The organism is Streptomyces sp. NPDC005794 (assembly GCF_042871445.1).
GTDB lineage: Bacteria > Actinomycetota > Actinomycetes > Streptomycetales > Streptomycetaceae > Streptomyces.
This window is the reverse complement of record NZ_JBIAIN010000004.1, coordinates 262,147-286,499: the sequence shown is the minus strand read 5'-3', so window position 1 is coordinate 286,499 and position 24,353 is coordinate 262,147. Positions and strand designations below refer to the sequence as shown.

The following is a 24,353-nucleotide window of genomic DNA, read 5'->3' as shown; positions in this document are numbered from 1 at the left end:
AATCGATTCACATAACGGTCAGGCATCGCTCAACTCACATGTGCGCGCCAGGCGTTCTCGCCGGATGGTCAGGACGGACGGTCCCGTCCGAGAAAGACCACGAGCCCCGCCCTGCCGGGGACCGGCACCGGGACCTGGCGCCGGCCCCCGCGCCGGTGGAGGCGCAGCGTCGCCCCGGCGTGCGCGGACGTGAGCAGTCGGCGCCGCCCGTCCGGGGCCGCCTCGGTGACCGCCGACAGCAGCGCCGCGCCCCCTCCGCCCCTGGACCGTTCCGGAGAGGAAAGGATAGGGCGCCCTGCGGTGACGCGAGGGCGCACCCGCACGACGTGGGGGCGCCCCCCGGTGTTCCGGAGCGCGCCCCCACGCCAGGGCTGTGATCAGCGTTCAGGACCCGGTGGCCGCGCCCGTGTACGTCGACGTGAACGTCCAGTCGCCCGAGCCCACCTCGTACACCGCCTCGCCGTTCTCCGTGCGCAGCGGCCGTGCCCCGGCCGTGGCGCCGGGACGTCCGGAGCTGACCGGGACGTGGACCTCGGCCGTCGAACCCGCCGGCACGGTCACCCGCAGGCGGTAGCGCTCGCCGTCCCGCTGCCAGGACGTCGTCGCCTTGCCGTACGGCGTCGTGTACGACCCCGACGCGGACGTGAGGTCACCCACGACCGCCGGATCCACCAGCAGCCTGCGGTAGCCCACCGAGCCCTCCGCCTGCTCGATGCCCGCCACCCGGCCGGTGAACCAGGAGTCGATGGCGCCCAGCATGAAGTGGTTCTGCGACTGCCCCGGGCCGCCGTCCCAGCTCTCGCCGAGCGTGGTGTTTCCCGCCCGTACCTGGTAGCCGTAGCTCGGACTCGTCGTCCGCGTGGCGATCCTGTGCACCACGTCGTCACGGCCGGACTCCGACAGCACCCGGAAGACGGCAGGGAGCGAGATCTCACCCAGCAGCAGATGGTCGCCCGCCGTCTCGATTCTGCCCACCAGGTGGCCCAGCAGCCGCTCCCGCTCACCGGCCGGATAGGCGCCCATGTCCAGGGCCAGCGCCTCGGCGCCCTGCCCACCGCCGCCGAACGTGCCGGACGCCGGGTCGTAGTACGCGTCGGAGACCGCCTTCGCGCTCGCGTCCGCCTCCGCCCGGTACCGCGCCGCCGCCTCCTCGTCGCCCAGGACACCGGAGATCCGGCTGAGCGCGTCGACGACCCGCCAGTAGCCGTACGTACCGGCCACGGCGCGCGGGAACGTGCGGTCCGGGGTGAACCAGTCGCCCAGGCCGTAGTCGAGGATGCCGTCCTCGACCTGCCCCTCCAGGAACGCGGCGTAGGCCTTCATCTGCGGGTAGTACGTGGACAGCGTGTCCTGGTCGCCGTACGTCGTGTACATCTGCCACGGGACGAGCACGACCGCCCCGCCCCAGTTGGAGTCGTTGCGGTAACTGCCGGGGAGGCTGGTGTACTCCGGGACCGTGCTCGGGACCAGGCCGTCCTCGGTCTGCGCGTCACTCATGTCGCGCATGATCTTGCGCAGGTAGGCCTGCATGTCGAAGTTGCCGGCCAGGGCGGGAAAGACGAGCTGGTTCTGCTCCAGCCAGCCGAGCTTCTCCCGGCTGGGGCAGTCGGTGAGGACGCTCATCATGTTGCCCTCGATCGACCGCCGGATGATCGAGTGGATGCCGTTGATCAGCTCGTCGGAGCTGGTGAAGTCCCCGGCCGAGGCGTTGTCCGCCCGGAGGACCTTCCCGCGCACCGAGACGGTGGCGCCCTCGGGCAGTCCTCTCAACTCCAGGTAGCGGAAGCCGTGATAACTGAAGGACGGGTGCCAGGTCTCGGACGTGGCACCGCCCGTCGTGTAGCTGTCCCACAGGGGGCCGCCCACATTGCTGATCGACTGGAAGGCGTGGCCGTCCTTCAGCGACTCGGCCGGGTAGATCCGCACCGCGGTGCCCTTCGGCGCCCGCACCGTGATCTCGGGCCAGCCCGCGATGTTCCGGCCCAGGTCGAAGACCCGGCTCCCCGCCGCGCCCTCGACCTCCTTGCCCTTCAGGGTCTCGACCACCCGGACCGGCTCGGTCTCCCGCGCGCTGAGGACGGCGGGCCGCTCCGGGGTGCCAGGCGCGGCCACCTCGGCGGCGTGCTGCCAGCCCGCGCGCGACCCGCGTGGCTCGTCCCAGTGCGGGATCTCGCGGCGCGCGTCGTAGTCCTCGCCGCCGTACCAGTTGGACGACGTCGTCGCGCCGAGCGTGGTGCGCCAGTCGTCGCCGCTGCGGACCGTGCGCACCGAACCGTCGGCCAGGGTGATCTCCAGCCGGGCGATCAGCTTCGGGTCGCTGATGTTGCCGTACAGCTTGCGGTAGCGGTCGGCGGTGGAGACCACGTTCGACATGCCGTTGCCGAGGGCCACCGCGAGCGTGTTGGCCCCCTTGCCGAGCTGCTTCGTCACGTCGTACGTGGCGTACTGCACCCGGTCCCGGTAGTCGGTGTTCGCCGGTTCGAGCACGGCGTCACCGACCGGTTCGCCGTTGAGTGTCGTCTCGTGGATCCCGAGGCCGGACACGTACAGCCTGGCGCTGCGCACCTTCTGCTCCAGCGCGAAGTCCTTCGCGAACAGCGGCAGTCCGGCAGGCAGATAGGGCTCCGGCGGGCGCTGCCCGGTGACCCCGGCGATCCGTGTGAAGCCCGCGTCCGGGGCGTCCGAGGCGGAGACGGTGTAGTCGACCGGGAAGTTCGGCACCGTGCCGTCCTCGGTCAGGACGTCGGCGCGCGGATACAGGGCCACCTCGTCGAACGTCTTCGCGGACTTCATGTCGAGGGTGAGGACGACGGGTTGTCCGGAGACGTCAGGTCCGGAGTGCGCGGCGCTCGCATAGCCGGCGGCCGTCTGCAGGGCGCTGTTGGGCAGCCCGTCCACGGCGAGGGCGGGCTCCCACGTCTTGCGGAGGGTGTTCGTCTCGGAGGCGGTGACCGCCGAGCCCTTCGCCAGCCCGGAGGCGCCCGTCGTCGAGTCCCGCACGTCGATCTCACCGAGCTGCACCCGCCACGCCTGCTCCGGGAAGGTGTCGGCGAGCGGCAGCCCGAGCTTCGTCACGTCCAGCCGGACGTACCGCGCGGTGGTGCGCTCCACCTTCACCACCACCGGGGTGACGGTGCGCCCGCTCAGCGCCCAGTCCTGGTGGGTGATCCAGTCCGCGCCCGCCCAGTCCCGCTGCCGCGTCAGTCCCGTCTCGAAGACGGCCGCCTCGCTCCAGCCCGAGTCACGCCCGGAGCCGCCGGACCAGAGCATCACCCGCCAGTGGACACGGGTGCGCGAACCGAGCTCCTCACCGGCGTACGTCGCCTCCGGCACGGCGGACTCGACCTTGCCGGAGTCCCACAGGTCCGCCCGCCCCCGACGCAGCTTCTCCAGCGAGGTGGCCGCCTGGATCCGGTAGGCGGACTGGACGGTGGACCGGGCGCGGGCGGTGGTGCGCCAGCTCAGTGACGGGGTCGTGTCGTCGATGCCGAGCGCCTGGGCGAGGCGCTGGGTGCGCAGTCCGGTCGCCGAGAGGACGGCCGGGGCGACCGCGTCGGCCGTGACGGCCGTCGGCAGGACGGTCACCAGGGCGGTGAGCCCACTGGCGGCGAGCAGTGCGGGGCGGCGCAGGGCGCGGGAGGTGAGAGGTCTGGATCTGGGCACGCGGGTGCTCCTTGTACGTGGCGGAGGGGCGGATCAGACGCGGGGGAGCGCGGCCGTCGCACGGCGGTAGGGGCGGAGGACGACGGGACCGAGGAGCCCCGACGGGATGGGCTTGTTCCGCTCGTTGGACAGGGTGTTGGAGACCTTCACGGAGAGCGTGTTGCGGCCCGGCCGCAGCAGCTCGGTGACGTCGGCGGTGTAGGGGCTCCACAGCAGCGGCGGCAGTTCCGTGCCGTTGAGCGTGACCGCGGCGACCTCCCGTACGACACCGAGGGCGAGCCGGAACCCCCGGTCCCGCAGCGCCGCCCGGTCCAGGGTGAACGCGGTGGAGTACGTGCCGCTGCCGGAGAACAGCGGTGCCAGATCCGTCCAGCTGCCGAGCGGCCGGGTCACCGGCTCGGCGCCCTCACGGGCCAGCCGCAGCGTCCAGTCGCCGTCCAGCGGGACCGGGGTGAGCGGATCGGTGACCACGACGGTGCCGCGGTAGCTGTGCGCACCGTCGGTACCCGCCACGGCGTACCGGCCGGGTGCGTCGGCGACCGCGGTGACCCGCAGCTCACGGCCGTGCCGGGTGACGGCCTCCACGGGGAGCGCCGCATCGGTGAGATGAGGCCCGGACCGTGCTCCGTGGCGCAGCACCACGGCCTGGGTCTCGTACGGCGCGAGGCGCAGGGGCACCCGTACGCCGGCTGCCGCGTCCTGCGACGTCCCCCACCGGCCCGTGCGGTACACGGGCGCAGGACGGGCGGACCCGGTGACCGGGTCCCACAGCTCCGGCACCCCGGCGGCCGGCAGCGCGGCCACGGTCTCGACCGTCTCCCCGCTCTCGTTGTTGATGAGGAAGGCGGTGTCCTTGCCGCGCACGGTGCGCAGGACCCGCAGCGCCGGTGCGGCCGGTTCCAGGACGGCGGCGGCCACCCCGGCGGCGTACGCCGCGTCCCGCAGCCCGCCGGTGTCCGTCACCCGCACGGCCTCGCCCTTCCCGGAGCGGCGACGGCTCGGCACGCTGTCGCCGAACAGCCCGCCGAACGCCCGCTGCAGGGAACGGTCCTGGCCGTTCGCGTCCTCCAGGGGAAGCTCGCCCACGGCGACGACGGTGCCGCCGGCGCGGACGAACTCGGCCAGCTTCCGTACGGTCGCCGCGGTGAGGGCGGGGGTCACCGGAAGGACGGCCAGATCGTAGCGGGCCGCGCCGACCACCAGTCGGCCGTCGCGCACCGACCCGTGCGCGAGCAGCCCCCGGTCACCCGAGAGCGCCCCCTCGTGCACGAGGTCGAAGTCCACCTGGGCCTGCTCCAGCGCCTCGGCGGCGCCGTTGAACGCGCCGTCGACCTCACCCTGCCGCCCGGTGCCCGTGAACTGCTCGGCCGCCCGCTGCGGCTGCACCAGCGCCGTGCGGGCCGCCGAGGTCCCCCGGGCCAGCTCCATCACGCGCCCGATCCAGTCGGAGATCGGCTCCATCGCCCACCACCACGGTGAACGCGGCCCGAACGGCGGCGGGAAGAACACCCGGGTCTCGTCCGTCCACAGGGCGTGCAGCACGGTGAGGTTGACGCCCCGGGCGGCGTGCGCGCCCAGCAGGGCGCGTACGAAGTCCGGGGCGACGGCCCAGCCCATGTTGCCGAAGGCCTCCAGCAGCACCCGCTCACGGCCCATCTGGTGGCCGGAGGAAGCCGGGTTGCGGGGCGTCATCGTCGAACCGCCGGCCTCGTACTCGGCGGTGATGACGTCCCCGCCGGGGATCTGCGCCCACTGGTTGACCTTGTGGAGGTCGCCGGTCGACCAGATCCGCTTGGAGGGCGAGGTCTCGTCGTACAGCGGATTGGTGATCAGGACGGTCTTCCGCTGCTCGTACCAGCGGGCCTGCTTCTCGAACGCCGCGGCGAAACGGTCGGAGACCGCCTGCCAGAAGCGCCCCCGCTCGATCCGGCCGCTGCGGCCCAGGTCGTCGAAGGCGCAGGCGTACGCGAGACCCGGCTCGGTGCCCACGGCGCGCAGCGCGTCCTCCAGGGCCGGGGACCAGGGCAGCCGCCTGAAGTGGGCCTCGGCGGAGGCGAAGAACGGCTCGTCGTCCCAGAAGCCGGGGACGACCGTGCCGAAGTACCGGCCGAAACGGCGGTGGTACTCACCCGGCACGATGTCCAGCAGCATCTCGACCGGCTCGTCGGCGAGCAGATCGACGTAACTGCGGCTGTAGCCCTGGCTGTCGTCGATGAGCGGTGCACCGCCGAAGAGGTCGATCTGCCAGCGGCCGGCGGGGACCTGCCAGCCGTCGCCCGCACGGAGCTCGGACGTCAGATCGGTCAGCGAGCCGGTGCCGGTGGCGCCGACCGGACGGGCGGCCGCGGCGACGGGCTCGCCCGTGACGCCCGGACGGGCCGGGAAGTCACGCGGCGAGGACGGGTCGGTGAAGTCCTGCTCGTACAGGGAGGTGCCCGACACGTCGGTGACGGTGAGGCTGTCCCACAGCGAGCGCTGGGTGCCGGTGGCGCGGACCCCGGCGCTGCCGGATCCGTACGCCGCGTCGGTGACGGTGACCTTGTCCTTGCCGTCGAGGGTGACGGAGAGCGCGGACCCGGACACCTTCACCACGAGGGTGTGGAACTTCGTGCTGTTGAAGCCGTCGGTGCGTGTGGTCCTGGCGAGTTCGGCGGTCTCGCCGCCGGTCAGCCGGGACACGGTGACGACACCGGTCCGGTCGAACTCGACGACGTAGCCGTCCGAACCGTCCGCGTTCGCCCGTACGACGAGGGCGGCGGAGGAGGAGTGATCGCCCTTGGCGCTCGCGGTGACCGTGACATCGGTCCAGCCGGCACCGGCCCGCAGCACGGCGGAACCGCCGAGCACGTCCGCGTCGGCCACCAGACGGCCGGTCTCCGTGCCGACGCCGGTGGTGCTGAGGAGGTCCGCGCGGACAGGGCCCTCGACGACGGTGGTGGAACGCCACAGGGCCTTGAGCCGCAGGTCGGGGCGGGGCTCGTAGGTGCGTGAGCCGACCGTGCCGCCCTTCACGATGTACTCGCCGGCCCGGCCACTGGGGAAGTGGTCGTCGTTGAAGATCCAGACCCGCATGCCGGTGCGTTCCGCGACCCGCAGGACGTGCTCGACGATGTCGAACCAGCCCTCGGTGAAGAACTCGGGCTGCATCTCGGCGTTGTCGAAGGGGAAGATGATCACCTCGAACATCCCCTTGGAGCGGAGGTCGGCGAGCTGGGTGTCGACCAGTTCGGGGGTGACCGCGCCGTTCCAGTACCAGTAGACGGCGGGGCGGCTGTCGCGCGGCGGGTCGGTGAAGCGCGCGGGGGAGTAGCCGGAGGCCGGGGCCGCCGTGGGGGACTGCCCCGGTGCGGCGGACGCGGTGCCGGGCGAGCCGACGGCGAGGGCCGTGCCCGCCACCCCGGCGGCGGCCACAAACGTACGTCTGGACAGGGGGAATTCAGGCATGCGGGAGCTCCGTGTATCCGTGGACGAGAGGTGGGGGCGTTTCAGAGTGCGGCGACCTGCGCCGCTGTCAGGGCCCGGTTGTGCAGTCGGAAGTCGGCGACCGCGCCGTGCAGGGCCGGGTGCGTGGAGTTCTGCGAACGGCCCAGGTAGTTGCGGGTCGAGGCGCCGAGGAGCAGCGGGCTCTGGGTCATCGCCGCGTTGCGGCCGGCCTCCACCCCGTCGACGTACAGCACCGCGGTGCCGGCGCCGACGGTCAGCGCGACGTGGATCCAGCGGCCGGTGGGCAGCGGGCCGGACGCGTCGACGACGTCCTCGCCCTCCATGCCGGAGATCTTCAGCGCGGCGCGTGCCGTGCCGGCCCCGGTGCGCGGGGTGAGGAAGAGGTAGGTGCCCTTGTGGTACCCGAGATCGAAGATCCGGGCCGAGTTCGCGAGGCTGTCCAGGCGGACGCGGACGCTCACGGTGAGCGCGTCGAGCCCGGACGGCACGGACGGGGGCAGGACGACGTGACCGCCGGTTCCGTCCAGCGCGACGGCGTCGTGGCCGTCCGGCCCCTGGTCGGTCCAGGTGGCGCCGGCTGCGAGCAGCGCGGGCGGGAAGGAGCCGGTCCGGTCGGCGGACGTGGTGCCCGAGCCCTCGTCCAGGGTGTGGCGCACGACCTCGTGCGGACGGGACGGGCCGGGTGCGACGGCCCAGTACACCGAGTAGTTCTGGTGGTGGACGCGGTGGAAGGGCAGCAGGCGTATCCGCTGCCCGTCGGCGAGCGCGGTGAACTCACCGGCCCGGCCGGACGGACCGGTGGCCGGCCGCAGCGAGCCGGGCCGTACGAGCGGAACGGTCGCGAGCGCGGTGTCACCGTGGGCGCCCGCCAGCACATGGGGCCCGTAGGAGACCGACTGGACCTGCGGGTTGTCCGGGGCGGGACGCCAGACGGGTTCGCGCGGCAGGTGGAGCTCCACGGTGTCGCCGCGCTTCCAGGTGCGGCGGATCGTGAAGTAGGTGCCCGGCTCGGCCGGATCCCCGCCCACCGGGCGCCCGTTGACGCGTACGGAGGCGGACCGGCCGTGCCCGTGGGCCAGCCAGCAAGGTATCCGCAGCCGCAGCGCGAATCTGCCGCCGCCCTCGGTGACCGTGAGCCGGGTGAGATCTCCGGCCGGACCGGGCGTGGACTGACGCAGTGTCACCTCCCGTTCGCGCCAGCGCACTTCGGACGGAATGTAGAGATTGACGTACAGCGCCGCGCTCGGTCCGCTGCTGTCGGCCGACCGGAAGTAGACGGAGTCGGCGAACTTCGTGTGGGTCTCCAGGCCCGTGCCGTGGTCGCAGGAGAAGTTGTCGTAGTCGCTGCTGTAGCTGCCGGGCGCGGACCCGAGCCCGCCCTTGGGCTGCCTGCGTGACCCGGCCCAGAGGCCCGTGTAATAGGTGACGAAGCCGTGTGCGGAGTCCGGGTCCTGCTCGGCGAGGAGCTGGTTGACCAGGGTCCACTCGTAGTGGTCCATGTAGGCGGCCGTGTCCGGGTCGTGCAGGAACAGCTGCCGTCCGAGCTTGAGCATGTTGTAGCTGTTGCAGTTCTCGCAGGTGTCCGCGGACAGCCGGCTGACGATCTCGCCCGGCGGCCCGAAGAGCTCCTGGTTGGAGTTGCCTCCGATGGCGTACGAGTGGTCGTCGACGACGGTCTTCCAGAAGTAGGCGGCGATGTCGCGGTAGCGGCGCTCTCCCGTCGCCTCGTAACTCCGGGCCGCCCCGACGATCTTGGCTATCTCTGTGTTGGCGTGCCGGCCCGCCAGCTCGTCCCGGCCGGCCGCCAGCGGCCCGTACAGCTCCTCGTGGTCGAAGCGCCGGGCCGTCACCAGGTGCGCCGGGTCGCCGGTCGCCAGGAAGAGATTGGTCAGCACCTCGTTCATGCCACCGAACTCGACCTTCAGCAGCGTCTGCATCCGGTCGTACGCGAGGGGCGCGGTCCGGCCGTCGACCCAGCCGGCCATGGCGCGCAGCACGTCCAGGGCCTGGGCGTCGCCGCAGAGGAGGTACTGGTCGAGCAGCCCGGCCATCACCTTGTGCAGCGTGTAGTACGGGGCCCACGGCTTCCCGCCCGCTTCGAGCTGGTCGAAGACCTCCTCGGGGAAGGCGGAGAGATAGCCGGGCCGGTACCCGGCGGCGGGCGCCGCCCTCTGGCACTCGGCGAGCGCGGCCACGAGGTGGCGCCCCTTGGCGGCGTACGCCTCCTCGCCGGTGTGGGCGTGCGCCTGGGCCAGGGCGGACAGCAGATGGCCGGTGGTGTGGCCGCGCAACTGGACGTCCGGCGCTTCCCAGCCGCCGCAGGGCTCGGCGTCCGAGGCGATCCCCACGTTGAGGCGGAAGGTGTGCAGTAGCCGGTCCGGGTCGACGAAGAGCAGATAGGCGCAGGTCCGCCGCATGTTCTCGCGGAACGGGCTGTCGAGCAGCCGGACGTCGCCCAGGGGCAGGGGCGCGAGCGCCGGACGAACGGCGGTCGCTCCGGGGGCGGTCGCGCGCGGCGCGGCTGTGGCTGCGCCGCCGGACAGCGCCAGAACCGCCGTGGTCGCCGCTGTCGCGGTCAGCACCTGGCGGCGGGTAGGGGGCGGCGGGCGGTGCGGATGAGGGGGAGGCGAGGCAGTCAAGGACCGGGCTCCTTCCGGCGGGGGGCGGCGCCGGACGCCGAGGACCGGTCGGCTGTGAACGAGGCTTCCCCGAAGATGAGTTGAAACGTTTTACGACGTCCGGTGGCAAGCTAAGTGCTGCCGCCGACAGCGTCAAGACTTCCCGCCGGAAGTGGCTGGCTGGGAATTACGTCCCACTTCACCCGTGTATATGTGCACTGTTGGCTGGCTGGGTGGCCGAGCTGGTGGTGTCCGCGAAGGAGAAGGTTGTGCACACCTCTTGTGGTCGGCGTGGTGGCCGCATATGTTCCAGCCGAGATATTGAATCGTTCAAACCTCTATGTGTGTCTGCACGGCGGTATGCGTGCCGACACGGGCGAACCAGCAGGGTGGCGAGATGCAGAACAGACCGGGCCCCGGCGAGACGGCCGTGAGTGACGCGGTGACGAACGCCGAAGCGGACGGCGGGGCAGGCCCGCACACCGGCCTCGGGCGACGGGCCGTCCTCAGGATGGCCGCGGCGGCGGGTGCGCTCGCCGCACTGCCCCTCTCCGGAGCCACGGCGGTGGCCGCGTCCCCGGCCGCCGGGCCCGCCGCCAAGGGCGCCTTCGCCCGCAGCTTCGCGTCCCCCGCCGCTCCCGTACGCCCCAAGTTCCGCTGGTGGTGGCCGGACGCCCTCGTCGACGCCGACGAGATCGAGCGGGAGATCGACCAGATCGCGGCCGCCGGATTCGGCGGGGTCGAGATCGCCGCCGTCACCCACAGCGTCTCCGAACCCATCGACCCGGTGCGTCACGGCTGGGGCACCCGCGCCTGGACCGACGCCGTCGAAACCGCCCTCCGACGGGCCCGCAAGCGCGACATCGTCGTCGACCTCACCCTCGGCCCGGCCTGGCCCGCCGCCGTCCCCGGCATCACGCCCGACAGTCCGGGCGCGGTCAAGGAACTCGCGCACGGCGTCACGGTCGTGACGGCGGGCACCGCGTTCTCCGGCCCGCTGCCCGAGCCCGTCACCGCCCCGAGCTCCGGCGTTACCACCCGCACACTCCACCGGGCCCTGGCCGCCCGGGTCACCGCCGGCACCTCGCCCACCGCCGCCCAGGTGCAGCTCGACCTCGACACCGTCACCGACCTCACCTCCCGTGCGGCGGCTGCCGGAACCCTGGAGTGGACGGCCCCCGACGACGGCACCTGGCTCGTCATCGCCTGCTGGCTGCGCGGCTCCGGCCAGCGCCCCGAGGGCCCCGCCCACACCGCACCGCTCAGCTACGTCGTCGACCACTTCAGCGCGGCGGGCACCCGCGCGGTCATCGACTACTGGGAGGAGCACATCCTCACCTCCCGCATGCGCGCCCTGCTGAAGGAGAACGGCGGCGCGCTCTTCGAGGACTCCCTCGAAATGGAGACCCACGCCACGCTCTGGACCCCCGGCATCGAGGCCGAGTTCGAACGCCGCATGGGCTACGCCCCCGCTCCGTACCTCCCCGCGCTCCTCCAGACGAAGGAGAAGTACGTCTTCTCCTTCGACGCCGCCACCAACAAGGCGATCCGGCGGGACTTCATGGAGGTCGTCACCGAGCTGTACGTCGAGAACCACCTGCTTCCGGTGCAGAAGTGGGCCCACGGCCTCGGACTGCAACTGCGCATCCAGCCGTACGGACTCCAGACCGACGCCATGTACAAGGCGGCCCTCCTGGACATCTCCGAGGGCGAGTCGCTCGGCTTCAAGAACCTCGACGACTTCCGCACCCTGGCCGGCGGCCGGGACATGGGCGGCAAGCTCATCCTCTCCAACGAGGCCGGCGGCACCGCGGGCGGCGCCTACGCCACCACCTGGGACGCCACGCTCAAGAAGCTCGTCATCCAGTACGCCGCCGGCGTCAACCAGGCCGTCTTCCACGGCTTCGCGTACGCCTCCGCACCCGGCGCCGCCTGGCCCGGCTTCGCCGCCTTCTCCCCGTACAACGGCGGTACCGGCTACGGCGAGGCATGGGGCCCGCGCCAGCCCACCTGGGGCCACGCCCCCGACATCGCGGGCTATCTGAGCCGTACCCAGCAGGTGCTCCAGACCGGGGTCAACAAGGTCGACGTCGGCGTCCTGTGGCAGAAGGGCTACGCCGGCTCCGGACTCGGCGCGTCCTGGTTCACCGCCGACGGCGTCCCCGTCGGCTGGACCCACCTCTTCCTCAGCCCCCGCCTGCTGAGCCTCCCGAGCGCCGTGGTGAAGAACGGCAGGCTGGCCCCCGAAGGACCGGCGTACAAGGCGCTGCTCGTCGACGGCGACATCATGATCAACCGTGAGCACACCCTCCAGACCGATGTCGCCGAGAAGCTCCTCGGCTACGCCCGCGAGGGCCTGCCGATCATCGTCATCGGCGACTGGAGCGACGGCCACGTGCCCGGCATGCCCCGCACAGGCGACAACGACCGGCTCCTCGCGCTGATCCGCGAGCTCCTCGCCCAGCCCACCGTGAGCAACGTCCCCGACCGCCCCGACGTCCCGCAGGGCATCGCCGCGCTCGGCCTCACCCGCGACGTCGAGTACGCCGAGTCCTCGATGCTGCTCCACAACCACCGCGCCGACGCCGACGCCGACTACTACTTCTTCGCCAACGACGCCGTCAGCAAGAAGAACTCCACCGGCACCCGCATCAGCCACGACGTCACCCTCACCACCCGCCACCGCGAGGTCGTGCCGTACCGCCTCGACGCGTGGACCGGCACGATCGAGCCGCTCGCGGCGTACACGCGGCTGCCCGACGGGCGCCTCCGGCTCCGCATCACCCTCGAACCCGGCGCCACCACGATCATCGCGACCGCCGGCCCCGGCCGCTGGGCCAGCGGCCCCGCCCCGCAGTGGTACGCCACCGCGACCGAGGCCGCCGAGGTGCGCCGCGCGGCCGACGGCAAGATCGAGATCCGGGACACCCGCCCGGGGACGTACGCCACGACCCTCGGCGACGGCCGTACGGTCCGGGCGCGCATCGACGACGTACCCGCGGCGATCCCGCTGACCCGCTGGACCCTGTCGGCCGAGGACTGGACCCCCGGCGCCACCGCCTCCACCACCGAGAAGACCCGCCGCACCGTCGAGCTCGACGGGCTCGTCCCCTGGACGGAGATCCCGGATCTCGCCGACTCCTCCGGCATCGGCCGCTACCGCACCACCGTCCGCCTCGGCCGGCCCTGGACCGGCGGCCACGGCGCGACGCTGGAGCTGGGCGAGGTCTTCGACACCTACCGGGTCACCGTCAACGGGCGCCATCTGCCGCCCGCCGACCAGGTGACCACGACCGTCGACGTGGGCCCGTATCTCCGCAGCGGCACCAACACCATCGAGGTGGAGGTCGCCACCAGCCTCCTCAACCGGCTGCGGGTGTCGAACGCACCGGTCTTCGGCGTGGCCCAGCGGCAGAAGTACGGACTGGTGGGACCGGTGCGGCTCGTCCCGTACGGAAGGGCGGTGGCCCGCCGCTGAGGGAGGGCCACCGGGGGGCGTCAGCCGGCCGGCCGCACCAGATGCGTGAGGAACCAGTCCTGGGCCAGGTCCGCGACCCGGTCCAGGGCGCCCGGCTCCTCGAACAGGTGCGTCGCGCCCGGGACGATCTCCAGCCGGTTCTCGCACTCCAGCGCGGACTGGGCCTGCCGGTTGAGGTCGATCACCGTGGTGTCGGCGCCACCCACGATGAGCAGGGTGGGCGCACGCACGGCGGACAGGTCCGCCCCGGCCAGATCGGGGCGCCCGCCGCGCGAGACCACGGCGCCGACACCCGAGTCCGTCCCGGCGGCGGCCCGCAGCGCCGCCGCCGCTCCCGTGCTCGCCCCGAAGGAACCGACCGGGAGGGAGACACGGCGCCGCAGCCAGCTGGTGGTGTCCGCCAGCCGCCCGGCCAGCAGGCCGATGTCGAAGACGTTGGCGCGGTAGACCTCCTCCCCGGGGGTGAGCAGGTCGAAGAGCAGAGTGCCCAGACCGGCGCGGTTCAGCGCCGTGGCCACCGAGCGGTTGCGCGGGCTGTGGCGGCTGCTGCCCGAGCCGTGGGCGAACACGACGACCGCCTCGGCGTCCCCTGGAAGCGCGAGATCCCCGGGGAGCGGGACCCCGCCCGCGTCCACCACGACCTCCTCGGCGGTGGTGCGGCCTCCGGAAGCCCGTGCCAGCAGCGAGACGACCTCGTCGTCGGAGGTCTGGGAGAAGTCCCGGTACCACTCACCCACGGCGGAGAACAGGTGCGGAGTGGAGAGGCACACCACCTCGTCGACGTCCTCGCCCAGCCTGGCCGCGACATCGGGCGACGCCACGGGCACGGCCAGCACGACATGGGCGGCGCCCTGCGCCCGTACCACCTGGCAGGCGGCCCGCGCGGTCGCTCCGGTGGCGATCCCGTCGTCCACGACGACCACCGCGCGCCCCTTCAGCGGCAGACGTGGCCGGCCCTCCCGGTACGCCCGCGCCCGCCGCCCGAGCTCCGCGGCTTCGGCACGCTCGACGGAGGCGAGGTCCTTCTCGCGGAGCCCGGCGTGGCGGACGATCTCGTCGCTGATGACCCGGACCCCGCCCTCACCGATGGCGCCGAACCCCAGCTCCGGGTGGTACGGCACACCGAGTTTGCGGACCACGATCACATCGAGCGGGGCGCCGAGGGCCTGCGCCACCTCGTACGCCACCGGAACCCCGCCACGCGGCAGGCCCAGGACGACGGGATCGCGCCGCTCCAGGTGACGCACCGCGACGGCGAGCCGCCGCCCGGCATCCGTGCGGTCGGTGAACAGCACGGGGGTTCACCTCCAACAGAGGGGAAGAGCGGAACACACACGCGCGCCCACCTTCGAAACAATCCCATTTGCGCCGGTTCGGCAAGTCGGGGACGGTCGGTTGTATGGAGCGAACCGGCGCGGTCCTGATCGACATCGACGGCGTGCTCACGGTGTCCTGGGAGCCGCTGCCCGGCGCCGTCGAGGCCCTGGAGCGGCTCCGGGCCGCCGACGTCCCGCTGGCTCTGGTCACCAACACCACGTCGCGGACGCGCGCCCGGATCGCCGAGCGGCTCGCGGATTCGGGCTTTCCCGTCGGCCCCGACGACATCCTCACCGCGCCCGCCGTCACCGCCGCCCATCTGCGCGAGAACCACCCCGGCGCCCGCTGCCTGCTGATCAACACCGGTGACGTACGGGACGACCTGTCCGGGGTGACCCTCGTCGAGGAGGACGCCGAAGGCGCCGTACCCGACGTCGTCGTACTCGGCGGCGCGGGCGACGCCTTCACGTACACGGCACTCAATCGCGCCTTCCGCCTCGTCCAGCAGGGCGCGGTCCTCGTCGCCATGCACCGCAACCTGTACTGGCGTACCGCCGGAGGACTCGACCTCGACACCGGGGCCTTCCTCCTCGGCCTGGAGCGCGCGGCGCGCACCGAGGCCGTCGTCACCGGCAAGCCGGCCGGGGCGTTCTTCGCCGCAGCGCTGGCCCACCTCGGTGCCGGCCCGGGGCGGACGCTGATGGTCGGCGACGACATCGACACGGACGTGCTGGCCGCCCAGCGTCACGGCATCACCGGCGTGCTGGTCAGGACCGGTAAGTACCGGACGGAGACCCACGCGGCGGCAGAGGGCACGCCGGACCACGTGGTGGACTCGTTCGCGGACGTGCCCGCCCTGCTCGAACGGCTCGGCTGACCCGCGACCGGACCCCACTGACCCTTGAGGAAGCACTGCTGGTCCGGCCTGTCCCGACGGGTACAGCCTCCAGCCACCACCGGATGATCCGGATGCTCTCGCCCCGCTCCCATGGCACGACGGGCCGGCACCTGACGCCACCTACGCCCGCCGCATCGTCGGCCGGACCAAGGAACTGGAGGCCCGCATCGAGCCGGCGCAAAGCCTTTCGGCGCTGGAAGCCGCGGCGGCGTAGCGCACATCAGTGGCGCCAGGAGTGCGCACGGTCATTGCGTACGTCGGTAGGGATCCGTGTACGGCTCCATGGACTGGCGGACCTCTTCCCGGACCGGGTCCATGAGGGGACCGGGTGCGTAGTAGCGGGCCCGGGCCTTGCCGTGGGCGACGAGCCAGCCGCGGGCGACGAGCTCCCGGATGTCGCGGATGGCTTGCTGGTCGCTGAGGTCGGCGTCCTGCTGGTAGACGGTGCGGCGCACCTTCGCGTCCGAGAACGCGGGCAGCAGGGCGTAGACCACCCGCTCGTCCAATCCGGCGGCCTCGACGCCTTCGACCAGGCGGGTCCATGCCCGCGACATGACGTCGAAGCGCCGCTGGGCCTGCTGGGCCTGGCGATGGTGGGCGGTCAGACAGAACCGGATCCAGGGCCGAGTGTCGCGCTTCGGACTCCAGTGCGGGCCGCCGACGTCCTCCAGGATCTGGTAATAGGCGTACGTGTTCTGTCCCCGGCCGAGCCACTCCTCGATGGAGGAGAACTCGGGCGGCATCAGAGCCTCGCGAGAGAAAACGAGGGTGGACAGGGCGCGGGACATGCGTCCGTTGCCGTCCTTCCAGGGATGAATCTTGACGAGGTTGAGGTGAGCCATGGAAGCGCGGACGTGGACGGGTGCGTCGAGGTCGCCCTCGTTGAGCCAGTCGATGAAGTCCGCCATCAGAGCGGGAACGTCCGCCTGGTCCGGTGCGGTGTAGGCGGGGACGAGGGGGTCGTCGGGGCTGGTGACGTAGACAGGTCCGTCGCGCCAGCGGCCGGGGCGTTTGTCGAGGTGGTGGCCTTGCAGCATGAAGTGCAGGCCGTTGAGCAGGCCGGCGTCGTACCGGAAGTCGTCTCCCGCGTCGGCGAGGGCCTGGATGTAGGTCATGCCGCGCTGGTAGCCCTCCAGCTCGGCACGCGTCTTCTCTCCGGTCTCCAGGGGCTCCTCGCCTGACAAGAGGGCTTCCACGTCGTCGACCGTCGCCGCGTACCCCTCGATGGTGTTCGATCCGGCGATCGCGCGGGCGGTGAGATTACGGCGCAGCTGGCGGGTCCAGCGTGGGGTGGCTCGGAGCATGTGGCGCAGGGAGTGGCGCATGCTCTCGATCTCGTCGAGGGCCCGCCGGTCGTCGGCGTTCAGGGAGGGAGGCGCGTAGAGCATGCCTACATGACATGATGATTCTGTCATCAAGTCAAGTGGTTGCGCCCAGAGCACTCCCTCGTTGCGACCGCTTCTCTGCCTGTTGTGGCTCGTCGCTGGGCCAGCGGCGCGCCGCCGTGGACCAGGGGTGCCTCTGGCGCAGCGCTACGAACTGGGAGCTGCGAATTCCCCGCTGAGGTGGTGCAGGCATTGGCGCGGCGACCGTCGGGGAATTTCGGAATGCACGCCCCGTGCCCTGCAGAGAAGGAGTTCCCTCGTGCGGCAGATGTGCGGCGGACGCATGCGTCACACCGGTCGGCCTGGTCGTTGAGACCCTGCCCAGGAGCGGACCGGGCGCCCTTCCGGTCCCATCGGGTGTCGGAAGGAACGCAGCAGACCTACCTCGGCCCAAGGGGGTGAGTGCGGTCGCCGGGTCGCCGCGCTCCGGGGGCCAGGAGGCGAGTCGTCGCCAGACCTCGTCGGCGTGGGGTGGGCGGTCATCCGGTGCCTTGGCGAGAAGTTCGAGTACGAGGGTTTCGGGGAGCATGAGTTCCGAGCGGTGCTCGAAGACGGGTTCGCCGGTGAGCATCTTGTGGAGCAGGCAGCCGAGCGCGTACAGGTCGGTGCGCTGGTCGACCGGTTTGCCCAAAATCTGTTCGGGTGCCATGCACTCCAGGCTGCCCGGTCGCTCGCCCGTGGTGGTGAGCCTGGCGTGCCGGGCTCGAGGATTGTGACCACGCCGTCGGTGCGGATGATGACGTTACGGCCCTTGAGGTCGCGGTGGGCGACGTCGTGGGCGTGCGCGGAGCCGAGGACGGAGGCAATCTGCCCCCCGATCGCAGCTGCTTCTTCGATGCCCAGCTGCTCCTGTTCGGCGATCCGGTCTTCGAGGCCGATGCCGGTCACATATTGCATGACCAGGAACCGTGTGCCCTGCTCCTCGCCGAGGTCGTAGACGGTGGCGATGCCGGTGTGGTCGAGGCGTGCGGCGGCGCGGGTCTCGCGCCGGAAGCGTTGGCGTACCGGCTTCCCCTCGTGGTCGCCGCCGAGCGCCTCGCCGCGTACGACGAAGCGCTTGCGCACCTGCCCGGCTTCGCGGTCAAACCGCTGGAGCAGGCGGCGACGGGTGAGTATCGCTTCATGGACCGCCGCGGCTGGCCGTGAGTTGCTGCCCCAGCTGGGGGATGTATGTGGGACCCAGCACCCCGAATCGAGGGTGTATATCCAGGCAAAACAACCTCGCGGGCGCCGAGAAGCCCTCCGCGAGATCGCTCGCGGAGGGCTAAAAGCAGGCTCTGACCTGTGTAAACGTGCGCCCCCGGCAGGACTCGAACCTGCGGCCAAGCGCTTAGAAGGCGCCTGCTCTATCCACTGAGCTACGGGGGCCGGGTGTCGGCCTGGTGCCCCGGAGGGCCTGGTTCAAGCCATCCGCGACCTTGCCGGGACAAGGATAGGGCTCAGATCACCTCGTCCTGGTTGCTTCACCTGCGTGGCACGATGTGGAGGTTCAGTGAAGCGAACCGATAATCGCAGGTAGGTGCGATTCATGCATCGCTTTTGGCGTCTCACGCCCCGGGTGTTGTGTACTCGTTATGCCTGCGCCCTACTCATCCCCTCTGTCCCCCGGGGTGGATCCGCCGCGCAGAGGGGCCCTATACGCTTCAAAAAGGCGTCAAAATTGGGCATTCTTCGCATGTGGTAACCATGGATGTACGGCCCCAGCTCATCGACGCACTTTCCGCCCTGCGCGACCGTGTCGCTGCCGTGCGTCTTCCACTTCCGCTGCCGGGTGCCCCGCGGGCCCGGCAGACGCGGACCGAACTGCTCGCCCAGCTCGACGACTACCTCGTACCCCGTCTGAAGGATCCCGAGGCACCGCTGCTCGCCGTGATCGGGGGATCCACCGGCGCGGGCAAGTCGACGCTCGTCAATTCGCTGGTGGGGTGCCGGGTCAGTGAGGCCGGTGTGCTGCGCCCGACCACGCGGACGCCCGTACTCGTCTGCCACCCGGACGACCACCACTGGTTCGCCGGGGTACGGGTGCTGCCGCAGCTGACCCGGGTGTGGCTGCCCCCGGGGCAGGTCCCGGACCCGGACGGGCTCGACCACCTCGGGGCCGAGGGGGGCGACGACACCGTGCTGCGCGTGGAGACCGCGGCGACCCTGCCCCGGGGGCTCGCGCTCCTGGACGCCCCCGACATCGACTCGCTGGTCGTACGGAACCGGGTCCTGGCCGCCGAACTCATCTGCGCCGCGGATGTGTGGGTCATGGTGACCACGGCGTCCCGGTACGCGGACGCCGTGCCGTGGCATCTGCTGCGCACCGCCAAGGAGTACGACGCCTCCCTGGTCACCGTCCTGGACCGGGTGCCGCACCAGGTGATCGCCGAGGTGTCCCGGCAGTACGCCGCCCTGCTCACCCGGGCCGGTCTGGGCGAGGTTCCGCGCTTCACCATCCCCGAGCTGCCCGAGTCCGCGGGCGGTGGCACGGGGCTGCTGCCCACCACCGCCGTCGCCCCCCTGCGCGCCTGGCTCATCCACCGGGCGCAGGACCCGGCGGCCCGTCAGCAGGCCGTGGGGCGTACGGCGTCCGGGGTCATCGACTCGCTCAACGTACGGATGCCCGAGCTGGCCGGGGCGGTGGCCGCACAGTACGCCGCGGCCGTGCGGCTGACCGGTGTGGTCGTGGAGGCGTACGGGAAGGAGCTGTCGCGCGTGCGGCGGCGGCTCCGGAACGGTGCCGTGCTCGCCGGCGGCGCCCGCACCCGGTGGCGCGGATACCCGCTGTACAGCACCGCGGAGGAACTGCTGGACGCACTCGTGGAGAGCCTGATCGCCCTCGTGCAGTGCGCCGTCGCGGCCTCCGACGAGCAGATCCGCGCGACCTGGCAGCGCGAGCCCGCCGCCGGGATCTTCCGGTTCGAGGACGCCGGCCGCGAGGACGGCGGATGGGGGCCCGCCGAGGACATCCAGGGCCGGATCGCCATGGCCGTACGCCGCTGGCGGCGCGTCCTGGAGGAACTGGCCGAGGAAGAGGCGCGGCTGCTCGAACGCAATGCCGCGCCCGACGCGGAGACGGTGGCGGCGCTGCTGGCCGCCGCGCTCCTCGGCGGGCGCCGCGCGAGGGGCGCCGGCGAGCAGCTCGCCGAACGGATCGGCGCCCAGGGTGCGCTGCGGCTCCGCGACAGGGGCGGGGCACTGCTCACCGACTGTTTGGACCAGGTCATGCACGGCGAGCGCGATCGGCGGCTCGCCCCGCTGGACGCGCTCGAAGTCGCCCCCGAGCCGCAGGCCGAACTCATCGCCGCGCTGTCCGTACTGCAGAAGGAGAGGTGGCAGCGATGACTGCCGTCACTGACCAGGGCCAGGACCACGGGCAGGGGCCGGAGCCCGAAGGGACGGGGCAGGCCCGGGGGGAGGACGGCCGGCGCTGGGACGACGGGCTCATCGCGCGGCGTGCCGCCGAGGCGGCACAGGAGGGCCCCGAGGACGAGCAGGCCCCCCAGGAGGACGATCCGGCGCTCCAGGTCGAGGCGTACGGGCTGCCCGGCAGCCCCCTGCGGCCGCGGCTCGACGCGCTCCGCGAACTGGTGGGGCTCTCCCGCGCCCGGCTCGACGGGGACACGCTCGCCGAGGCGGGGCGGGTGCTCGACGAGGCGTCGGCCCGCCAGCGGCTCTCCTCCCGGCACACGGTCGTCGCCGTCGCGGGGGCCACCGGCAGCGGGAAGTCCACCCTGTTCAACGCGCTGGCGGGCGTTCAGATCTCCGAGACGGGGCTGCGCAGGCCGACCACCTCGGCCCCGATCGCCTGCAGTTGGACCGACGGCGCCGCCGGGCTGCTCGACCGGCTGGCCATCCCGGGCCGGCTGCGGCGCAGGCCGGTGCAGGGAACCACGGCCGTCGACGAGGCGCTGCAGGGCCTCGTCCTGGTGGACTTGCCCGACCACGACTCGGCGGCGACCGGCCACCGGGAGCAGGTGGACCGGGTGCTGGCCCTGGTCGACGCGGTGATCTGGGTCGTCGACCCGGAGAAGTACGCCGACGCGGCGCTGCACGAACGCTACCTGCGGCCGCTCGCCGGGCATGCCGAGATCTCGTTCGTCGTGCTCAACCAGATCGACCGGCTCCCCGGCGAGGCCGCCGATCTGGTCCTGGACGATCTGCGCCGGCTGCTCGACGAGGACGGCATGCCGGTGGGGGAGCACGGCGAGCCGGGCGCCACGGTCATGTCCCTGTCCGCGCTCACCGGAGCCGGGGTGGGGGACCTGCGCGAGTTGCTCGGCAGGTTCGTCCAGGCCCGTACGGCGGCGGCGCGCAGGCTGTCCGCCGACGTGGACGCGGCCGCCGCGCGGCTCCGGCCGGTGTACGTCGCCGAGGGGCGGCCGGGGCTCGGCGAGCGGGCCCGCGAGGATTTCGCCGACCGGCTCGCGGACGCCGTGGGCGCGGGCGCGGCGGGGCAGGCCGCGGAACGCGAATGGCGCAGGAACGCGGGGCGGGCCTGTGGGACGCCCTGGCTGCGGCTGTGGCGCTGGTACGAGTCCACCCGGCAGCTGGGCGGCCTCGACCTGATGGCGCAGGTGCTCGCGCCGCCGGAGGAGGAGATCACCGCCCGGCAGCGGGTGGAGCAGGCCGTGCGGAAGCTGGCGGACGACGCGGTGGACGGGCTGCCCACGCCGTGGGCACAGGCCGTGCGCGAGGCGGCGGTGAACGGGGCGAAGGGGCTGCCGGAAGCGCTGGACGAGCTCTCACGGAACGCGCAGGCGGGCGCCGGGGGCCGGCCCCGTGGGCGGAGCGGGAACGGGGACACGGGGTCCGCCCCGGTGGGCCCGGGCGGGGCGGGTACGGGGGCGGGCCGGAGGAATCGTGGCGCCGATTCCGCGGGTGCACCCGGCGCGCCCGTCACCGGAGCTCCGGGCAGTCGCGGCAACAGGCCGCCGCGTCCGGCGTGGTGGCCCGCGGCGGTGCTCGCGCAGGCCTCGATGACCTTGCTCCAGATCTTCGGCGGACTGTGGCTGCTCGGCCAGATCGTGGGCGTGCTCGCACCCGGCCTGATGGTTCCGTCCCTGCTCATGCTGGCCGGAGTGGTCGGCGGACCGCTCGTCGAGTGGTCGTGCGCGGCAGCGGCACGGGGGCCCGCGCGCCGGTACGGGCAGGAAGCGGAACGGCGGCTCCGTGAAGCCGCGGCCGGCTGCGGCAGGGCCAGGGTCCTCGACCCGGTGGCGGCGGAACTGGCGCGCTACCGCGAGGTGCGGGAGCGGTATGGGGCGGTGACGGAGTTTTCCACAACCGGCGGGTAATTCACAGGCCGCACGGGATTCCCGGTTTCCGTCCAGCATGGTTCGCGACGGATCAGACAGACGCACCGGACCGCACGTCATCGCACCGCATCGGCGCAGGGCGGACAGCGGGACGGAAAGCGGACGGAATGTGGCAGGGAATCGGGGGACGGGAAATGAACGAGACCTTGGTGACACTGGTGGGAAACGCCGCGACAGCGGTGGACTTCCGGGAGACGGCGACAGGGCCGACGGCGCGATTCCGATTGGCGGTGACGCCCCGGCGGTGGGACAGGGAACAGCAGATCTGGACGGACGGCCGCACCGGCTTCTACACGGTGTGGGCACGGCGGACGCTCGCCGCGAATCTGTCCGGCTCGGTCTCGGTGGGGGAGCCGCTCGTCGTGCACGGCCGCCTGAAGGTGCGCGAGGAGGAGAAGGACGGGGTGTGGAGGACCTCCGTGGACATCGAGGCCATGGCCGTGGGACACGACCTGACCAGGGGGACGGCCGCGTTCCGGAGGGTGGTCAGGGGTGACCCCGCCTTGACGGCGCCTACGCATCGTCAGAAACCGGCCACAGAACTGGCATCGATGTCCTGAAGTGGAGGAGGCGCGCCGAACAGGGCTGTAACGATTACGAGTCGGAATGCTTATCTGACGGCATGACGGGGGATTCCCCTTCGCTCGCTCCTTACGATTCCCCCGTACTCATGCGGCACTTGAGTTTGCTGGCGAGGCACCTCCCACACGCGCATCAGCGTGAAGGTCTCGCCCGGAGGGGAAGTCTGTGTTTTCTGTGTCTTCAGCATCCATTTCGTCGTCCACGGCGGCGACGGAGGGTTCCATGGGGAGCCGGAGTGGGCGGGGTCGCGGTCTCGTCAGGGCGACCGCCGCGATACTCACCGCCGGACTGGTCGCCGCGGGAACCCTCGTCGGTGCGACGTCCGCCGTCGCGGACGAGACGGGTCAGCACCAGGGCGGGGCGACGGCCGTGCTGGACGGCCTCAAGACCTACGACAGCGCTGTGCTGCGCACCGGAGGTGAGGACGGCAAGGCGGGCACGACGCAGGAGCTTCCCGCCGGCCTGTTCGAGCTGGACGTGGACGGAGGCGGCCAGCTGAAGACGTACTGCATCGACATCCACAACCCCACACAGGACCGCGCGAAGTACCTGGAGACCCCCTGGGACCAGACCTCGCTCGGCGCCAACGAGGACGCCGGCAAGATCCGCTGGATCCTGCAGCACTCCTACCCGCAGGTCGACGACCTCGCACAGCTCGCCGGCGAGGCCGGCACCGGGCCGCTCACCGCGAAGACGGCGGCCGCGGGCACCCAGGTCGCCATCTGGCGCTTCTCGGACAAGGCCGATGTCGAGGCCAAGGACGAGCACGCGGAGAAGCTGGCCGACTGGCTCGAGAAGCAGGCGGAGAGCGTCGCGGAGCCGAAGGCCTCCGTGGCACTGGAGCCCGCCGCGGTCTCCGGCAAGGCCGGGGAGCGGGTCGGCCCGGTCACCGTCCGTACCGACGCCGGTCAGGTCTCCGTGACCCCGCCGGCCGACGCCGCCGCGAGCGGGGTCAAGGTCACCGACAAGGACGGCAAGCCCGTCACGGAGGCGGCCGACGGCACCGGGCTCTACTTCGACATCCCCGAGGACGCCGCGGACGGCTCCGCCTCGCTGACCGTCCAGGCCACTACGTCCGTGCCCGTCGGCCGGGTCTTCGCCGGGCTGACCAAGAGCCAGACCATGATCCTCGCCGGTTCCAGCGAGTCCACCGTCACCGCGACGGCGAGCGCCACCTGGGCCGAGAAGGGCGCGGCCCCCGCGCTCACCGCACGGAAGAACTGCGCCAAGGGCGGCGTGGACATCACGGCGAGCAACAAGGGTGACGAGGCGTTCACCTTCGAGCTGGCCGGCACCGAGCACGCCATCGCGGCGGGCGAGACCCGTACGGTGACGATCCCGGTCGCCGAGGACCAGGCGTACGACTTCACGATCACGGGCCCCGGCGGCTTCAGCAAGAACTTCAAGGGCGTCCTGGACTGCGAGACCGCAGGCACCCCCGCCCCGGGTGACGACACCAGCACCCAGAGTGGCGCCGAGCCCGTGCCCGCCCAGACCGGCACCAGCTCCACCGGCGCGGAGGGCGACCTCGCGGCGACCGGCGGTTCCAGCGCCACCCCCGTCATCGCGGGTGTCGCCATCGCCCTCGTCGTCCTCGGCGGCGGCGCGGTCTTCCTGCTCCGCCGGAAGAAGTCGCAGGGCAGCGGTGCGTGACTGAGCACCGGTGCG

Annotated in this window: 13 protein-coding genes, 1 tRNA gene and 1 pseudogene; 7 read left to right on the top strand and 8 right to left on the bottom strand. The window is 72.2% G+C overall.

Annotated elements, in window-relative coordinates; all coding sequences use genetic code 11:
• Window positions 1-384 precede the first annotated feature (384 nt).
• The 3 genes from ACFYQ5_RS08325 to ACFYQ5_RS08315 are packed head-to-tail and all read right to left on the bottom strand — an operon-like array spanning window position 385 to window position 9,689.
• On the bottom strand, window positions 385-3,663 hold the full coding sequence (locus tag ACFYQ5_RS08325) for a family 78 glycoside hydrolase catalytic domain (protein ID WP_389194844.1): 3,279 nt from the start codon (window positions 3,661-3,663) through the stop codon (window positions 385-387).
• Window positions 3,664-3,696: 33 nt separating this feature from the next.
• A complete protein-coding gene (locus ACFYQ5_RS08320; protein ID WP_389194842.1) occupies window positions 3,697-7,107 on the bottom strand; it encodes a glycosyl hydrolase in 3,411 nt (1,136 codons plus the stop codon).
• Between the two features lie 41 nt (window positions 7,108-7,148).
• Window positions 7,149-9,689: a beta-L-arabinofuranosidase domain-containing protein gene (locus tag ACFYQ5_RS08315; RefSeq protein WP_389194838.1), complete on the bottom strand. Its 2,541-nt coding sequence runs from the start codon at window positions 9,687-9,689 to the stop codon at window positions 7,149-7,151.
• Between the two features lie 433 nt (window positions 9,690-10,122).
• On the opposite strand from ACFYQ5_RS08315, the gene ACFYQ5_RS08310 reads away from it, so the two are divergent.
• Window positions 10,123-13,203 carry a glycosyl hydrolase gene (locus ACFYQ5_RS08310; protein ID WP_389194835.1) on the top strand — a complete coding sequence of 1,027 codons (3,081 nt, stop codon included), beginning with the start codon at window positions 10,123-10,125 and terminating at the stop codon, window positions 13,201-13,203.
• Between the two features lie 20 nt (window positions 13,204-13,223).
• Here the strand turns inward: ACFYQ5_RS08310 and ACFYQ5_RS08305 are convergent, their stop codons facing one another.
• Complete coding sequence (locus ACFYQ5_RS08305) at window positions 13,224-14,498, bottom strand: phosphoribosyltransferase family protein (RefSeq protein WP_389194832.1); 1,275 nt, start codon at window positions 14,496-14,498, stop codon at window positions 13,224-13,226.
• Window positions 14,499-14,602: 104 nt separating this feature from the next.
• On the opposite strand from ACFYQ5_RS08305, the gene ACFYQ5_RS08300 reads away from it, so the two are divergent.
• Entirely contained in the window at window positions 14,603-15,397 is a 795-nt protein-coding gene (locus ACFYQ5_RS08300; RefSeq protein ID WP_389194829.1) for an HAD-IIA family hydrolase, read from the top strand.
• A 266-nt stretch (window positions 15,398-15,663) separates the two neighbouring features.
• On the opposite strand, the gene ACFYQ5_RS08295 is transcribed toward ACFYQ5_RS08300, so the two are convergent.
• From ACFYQ5_RS08295 to ACFYQ5_RS08285, 3 genes and pseudogenes are all read right to left on the bottom strand, one after another.
• Window positions 15,664-16,806 carry a Fic family protein gene (locus ACFYQ5_RS08295; protein WP_389194826.1) on the bottom strand — a complete coding sequence of 381 codons (1,143 nt, stop codon included), beginning with the start codon at window positions 16,804-16,806 and terminating at the stop codon, window positions 15,664-15,666.
• 31 nt (window positions 16,807-16,837) lie between these two features.
• On the bottom strand, window positions 16,838-17,452 hold the full coding sequence (locus ACFYQ5_RS08290; RefSeq protein WP_389194824.1) for a hypothetical protein: 615 nt from the start codon (window positions 17,450-17,452) through the stop codon (window positions 16,838-16,840).
• Between the two features lie 107 nt (window positions 17,453-17,559).
• Window positions 17,560-17,868 (bottom strand): annotated as a pseudogene (locus tag ACFYQ5_RS08285) (phosphotransferase); the annotation flags it as partial.
• Here ACFYQ5_RS08285 and ACFYQ5_RS08280 point away from each other — a divergent pair.
• Entirely contained in the window at window positions 17,821-17,949 is a 129-nt protein-coding gene (locus ACFYQ5_RS08280) for a hypothetical protein (protein WP_389195373.1), read from the top strand. The pseudogene ACFYQ5_RS08285 and the gene ACFYQ5_RS08280 overlap by 48 nt on opposite strands.
• A 149-nt stretch (window positions 17,950-18,098) precedes the next feature.
• On the opposite strand, the gene ACFYQ5_RS08275 is transcribed toward ACFYQ5_RS08280, so the two are convergent.
• Window positions 18,099-18,171 (bottom strand) — tRNA-Arg (locus tag ACFYQ5_RS08275).
• A gap of 318 nt (window positions 18,172-18,489) precedes the next feature.
• Between ACFYQ5_RS08275 and ACFYQ5_RS08270 the strand changes: the two genes are divergently transcribed.
• From ACFYQ5_RS08270 to ACFYQ5_RS08255, 4 genes are all read left to right on the top strand, one after another.
• Entirely contained in the window at window positions 18,490-20,130 is a 1,641-nt protein-coding gene (locus tag ACFYQ5_RS08270) for an ATP-binding protein (RefSeq protein WP_389194821.1), read from the top strand.
• A complete protein-coding gene (locus ACFYQ5_RS08265) occupies window positions 20,127-22,082 on the top strand; it encodes a GTPase (RefSeq protein ID WP_389194818.1) in 1,956 nt (651 codons plus the stop codon). The genes ACFYQ5_RS08270 and ACFYQ5_RS08265 overlap by 4 nt, the downstream gene beginning before the upstream one ends.
• Before the next feature lie 155 nt (window positions 22,083-22,237).
• Window positions 22,238-22,663, top strand: coding sequence for a single-stranded DNA-binding protein (locus ACFYQ5_RS08260; protein ID WP_389194815.1), 426 nt, complete (start codon window positions 22,238-22,240; stop codon window positions 22,661-22,663).
• Between the two features lie 244 nt (window positions 22,664-22,907).
• On the top strand, window positions 22,908-24,338 hold the full coding sequence (locus ACFYQ5_RS08255; RefSeq protein WP_389194811.1) for a Cys-Gln thioester bond-forming surface protein: 1,431 nt from the start codon (window positions 22,908-22,910) through the stop codon (window positions 24,336-24,338).
• Window positions 24,339-24,353 lie beyond the last annotated feature (15 nt).